The sequence below is a fragment of the Dyella sp. genome (assembly GCF_035508675.1).
In the GTDB taxonomy this organism is placed as follows: Bacteria; Pseudomonadota; Gammaproteobacteria; order Xanthomonadales; family Rhodanobacteraceae; genus Dyella_B.
This window is the reverse complement of sequence record NZ_DATJMN010000136.1, coordinates 1-4,334: the sequence shown is the minus strand read 5'-3', so window position 1 is coordinate 4,334 and position 4,334 is coordinate 1. Positions and strand designations below refer to the sequence as shown.

The window sequence follows — 4,334 nt, the reverse complement described above, 5'->3', positions numbered from 1 at the left end:
CCTGGGCCGGCCTTTTGTTTTTGCGCGATCAGGTAAGCTGCGTCGATGTCAGCGTTCCTCGAATCGTCTTCCATCCGCACCGTATCGACTACGGTTGTGCCGGTGACCGCAGCAGATGGCGCACGCAGTGAATTGATTTGCGTGCAGCCTGACGAGCCCGCAGCGCAATGTGTCTACTGGCTGCCGGCAATGGGCGTCGCGGCGAAGCACTATTTATGGTTGGCCGAAGCGTTTGCCGCCCGTGGCGTAGTGGTTGCCTTGCACGAATGGCGAGGCATAGGTTCCAGTGACCGCCGGGCAAGCCGAAGCCACGACTGGGGCTATCGCGAGTTGCTTGAAATGGATCTCCCCGCAGGTGTGCGCGAGGCGAGAAAGCGCTGGCCGCAGGCGGAGTTCTGGGTGGGAGGCCATAGCCTGGGCGGGCAACTCTCCTGCCTTTATGCGAGTCTGCATCGTCATGACATAACCGGTATTCTGCTGGTTGCGAGCGGTTCGCCCTATTGGCGCACGTTTGCCTACGCCCCTTTGATTTTTGCCGCGCTTGGCTTGGCCACGCCATTATCGCGACTGGTGGGCTACCTGCCCGGACGCCGGCTTGGTTTTGGCGGCAACGAAGCACGTGGCGTCAGCGCGGACTGGTCACGCAGCGGGCGCAGCGGACGCTATGCCGCACGTGGCATGGCGGTGGATTTCGAACAGCAGCTGGGCGCTCTGCAGATACCTGTCTTGGCACAGGTATTGCGCGACGACTGGCTTGCGCCATCGCGGTCGCTGGCATGGCTGCTCGACAAGATGCCTCGGGCTGCAAAGCGCACGGACATCGTTGCGCCCGAGCAGTTGGCAGGTCAGCCCGCGGATCATTTCAGCTGGATGAAGGCGCCTGACGGCATCGTTGCGCAATGGCTGGCATCCATGGCTATCGATCCCGGCACTTGATCGGTTTTCGGTTGCCGCCATGTAGTGCGCTTTGTTTGCCACGGCGGTGTCGCGATGAAGCTGTTCGAGCCTTATATCCAACGTAGCCAGATTTTGCGCAATCGCATCGTAGTCTCGCCGATGTGCGAGTACTCGGCGCAGGATGGCGTGCCGAACACCTGGCACATGGTGCACCTGGGTAGCCGCGCCGTAGGTGGCGCTGGCGCGGTGATCACGGAGGCCACCGCCGTGTCGCCCGAGGGGCGCATTTCCGCGCACGACACGGGGATCTGGAACGATGAGCAGGTAGAAGCCTGGCGTCCTATTGCTGCCTTCCTGGCCGAGCAAGGTGCGGTTCCCGGCGTGCAATTGGCGCATGCTGGCCGCAAGGCCAGTGCCTGGCGTCCTTGGGAAGGCGGTGGATCGCTTCCGGTGGAGCAGGGGGCTTGGCAGACCGTGGCGCCTTCAGCCATTCCCTTCGACCACGATTGGCATGTACCGCAGGCGTTGGACATCGACGGCATCCGCAAGGTGGTGGCGGATTTCCGCGCGGCTGCCGTGCGTGCGAAGGATGCGGGCTTCAAGCTGGTCGAGCTGCACGGCGCACATGGGTACCTGTTGCATCAGTTCATGTCGCCGCTCAGCAACCACCGCAACGACGAATATGGCGGCAGTTTCGAAAACCGCACGCGCCTGGTGCGCGAAGTCATCCGCGCCGTGCGTGAGGTCTGGCCGGACCCGTTGCCGCTGTGGCTGCGTATTTCGGCAACCGATTGGGCCGATCACGGCTGGACCATCGACGACAGCGTGCGCCTGGCCGGTCAGCTTTCCGCGCTGGGTGTCGACCTGGTCGACGTTTCCAGCGGTGGCCTGGTGCCGCATGTCAAGATTCCGCTCGGCCCGGGTTACCAGGTGCCGTTTGCGGCGCGCATCCGCCAGGAGACCGGCATGGCCACCGGGGCGGTGGGGCTGATCACCGAGCCGGGCCAGGCCGATGGCATCATTGCCGGCGGCGCCGCGGACCTGGTGCTGATCGCGCGTGCCAGCCTGCGCGATCCCTACTTTCCACGTCGCGCCGCGCAGGAACTGGGTGCGACGATCACTCCGCCGGTGCAATATCAACGCGCCTGGTAACCGGAATCCAAACGTGCAGACGCTCCCGACCCTGATCGACAAAAGCCGCTTGCACGACCTTGGCGATGGCTTTGTCGTGCGACGCCTGTTGCCGGTGCTCACCGCGCGCCACCTGGGACCGTTCGTGTTTTACGACCACATGGGACCGACGGATTTCGCGCCCGGCAAAGGCCTGGATGTGCGGCCGCATCCGCACATCGGGCTGGCCACCGTCACCTGGTTGTTCGACGGCAGCATCCGCCATCGCGACAGTCTCGGCAGCGTGGCGGACATCACTCCCGGTGCGGTGAACTGGATGACGGCCGGGCGCGGCATCGTTCACTCGGAACGCACCCCGCCGGAAGCACGCATGCGTGGACAGCGCATGCACGGGATCCAGGTGTGGGTGGCCCTGCCACGCGACCATGAAGAGACGGAACCGGCATTCCACCATCACGACGCCCAAAGCCTGCCGCGCATGCGCCAGCCCGGTGCGGAGCTGGTGCTGATCGCCGGGACGGCTTACGGCCATGCATCGCCGGTGAAAGTGTTTGCGCCGATGTTCTTGATCGAAGCCCGGCTGGATGCCGGCGCGGAGCTGGCGCTGCCGGACGAGCATGCCGAGCGCGGCGTGCACGTGATCGAGGGCGAGGTCGCTTGGGGCGATCTCGGCCTGATGTCCGCCCAGATGGCCGTGCAGGCCGGCGCACCGGCCCCGGCGGTGAGGGCGAAAACGAACAGCCGCGTGATGCTGTTCGGCGGTGCACCGCTGGATGGCGAGCGGCATCTATGGTGGAACTTCGTGTCGAGTTCGCTCGAGCGCATCGAGCTGGCCAAGGCGGATTGGCTGGCCCAGCGATTCGCCAAGGTGGCCGGCGACGAAGAAGAGTTCATTCCGCTGCCGGTGTGACGTCCTGCAGCATGCATATGCGGCATGCGGGGATTACGCTGACCGCCATGGACACATTGTGGGGCAGCCATGTCCGCGTTTGCTAGCTTCCGTGATTTCTACCCTTACTACCTCAACGAACACCGAGATCGCCGTTGTCGCCGGCTGCATTTCGTCGGCAGTTCGCTGGTGCTGCTGATCTTGCTGTTTGCGCTGGCCTCAGGACGGCTGGGATGGCTGTGGTTGGCGCCGGTCGTGGGCTACGGGTTTGCATGGATCGGCCATTTCGCGTTCGAGAAGAACAGGCCGGCCACGTTTCGCCACCCGCTGTACAGCTTGATGGGCGATTGGGTGATGTATTGGGAGGTGTTGCGAGGCAAGGTGAAGATCTGATCGTGCAGGTTTGGCGCAAGCCAAACGAACGTTGCAAATATGTAAAGGAATGCATCTCAGTATGGCGTAGGAAAGGACTTCACACCCCATTCATGCCGCAAATCACATCCGCAAAATTTTTCTACTGAATGTGCACCAACCTGTCATATGCGCGAGACAACCGATGGATAGGGTGCACGTTACATTTGCTTGTCCTCTGCCAGGTTCGACTGCGGGTAGCCAGCGCATGAACGATGCCATCACCTCTGCGATAAGTACGGATGCTTTGTATCGCCGTCATGCCCTCGACGGCGGTGCCGCATCGAAGCTGCGCGCCGACAGGGTCTGGCTGCTGGCGATCGTGGCGTTCGCCCTGGTGGCGCGCTTGTTCCGCATCGATCATCAAACGCTGTGGCTTGACGAGGCCTTGACGTTGCAGCGCATTCACCGGGACTTGGGTGGATTGGTGGTCGACAGTTTTGCCAGTCGCCACATGCCCGCCTATTTCCTGCTGTTGCGGCTGTTGTCCTTCGTATTTGGCGCGGGCGAGGCGTGGATACGCATTCCTTCCGCACTGTTCGGCGCGATGTCGGCGGGGATGGTGTATGTGATCGCGTCGCGCATCGGCAGTTGCCGCGCCGGCATCGTTGCCGGGCTGTTGATGGCGCTATCGCCCCTGCAAGTGCAGTACGGGCAGGAGGCACGCTCCTACGCGCTGGTGACCTTGTTGATCACGGTGGCGTTGTGGGGGTTGCTGCGGCTTGCACAACAGCCGCAGCGCGCGGCCATCGACGTGCGGCGCGGGGACGCCGAACGCATTGGGTGGTGTGCGTATGCGTTCGGTACCATCGCGGCGCTGGATGTGCTTGGCGACGCGGTGCCTTGGCTGATCGCCTCCAATCTTTCCTTGTGGCTGATCTGGCGCTCGCTGGCGCCGTCGTCGGCGACCCGGGCTGCTTTTGGCCGCAACTGGCTGTGGAGCGCCGCGGCGATCATCGGGTGCATCGTGCCGTTCTACGTAGCGATTCTTGCTTTCAGCGACGGA

5 protein-coding genes are annotated in these 4,334 nt (G+C 63.4%); all 5 read left to right on the top strand.

Features of this window, described 5'->3' with window-relative positions; all coding sequences use genetic code 11:
- The first annotated feature begins 102 nt into the window (after positions 1-102).
- Entirely contained in the window at positions 103-936 is an 834-nt protein-coding gene (locus tag VMA74_RS07810) for an alpha/beta fold hydrolase (protein WP_325366073.1), read from the top strand.
- 54 nt (positions 937-990) lie between these two features.
- Positions 991-2,049, top strand: a complete 1,059-nt coding sequence (locus VMA74_RS07805; RefSeq protein ID WP_325366072.1) for an NADH:flavin oxidoreductase/NADH oxidase — start codon at positions 991-993, stop codon at positions 2,047-2,049.
- 13 nt (positions 2,050-2,062) lie between these two features.
- On the top strand, positions 2,063-2,938 hold the full coding sequence (locus tag VMA74_RS07800; protein WP_325366071.1) for a pirin family protein: 876 nt from the start codon (positions 2,063-2,065) through the stop codon (positions 2,936-2,938).
- 69 nt (positions 2,939-3,007) lie between these two features.
- Positions 3,008-3,310, top strand: a complete 303-nt coding sequence (locus VMA74_RS07795; protein WP_325366070.1) for a DUF962 domain-containing protein — start codon at positions 3,008-3,010, stop codon at positions 3,308-3,310.
- Between the two features lie 226 nt (positions 3,311-3,536).
- Positions 3,537-4,334 (top strand): glycosyltransferase family 39 protein (locus tag VMA74_RS07790; RefSeq protein ID WP_325366069.1); only part of this gene is annotated, 798 nt, incomplete at its 3' end.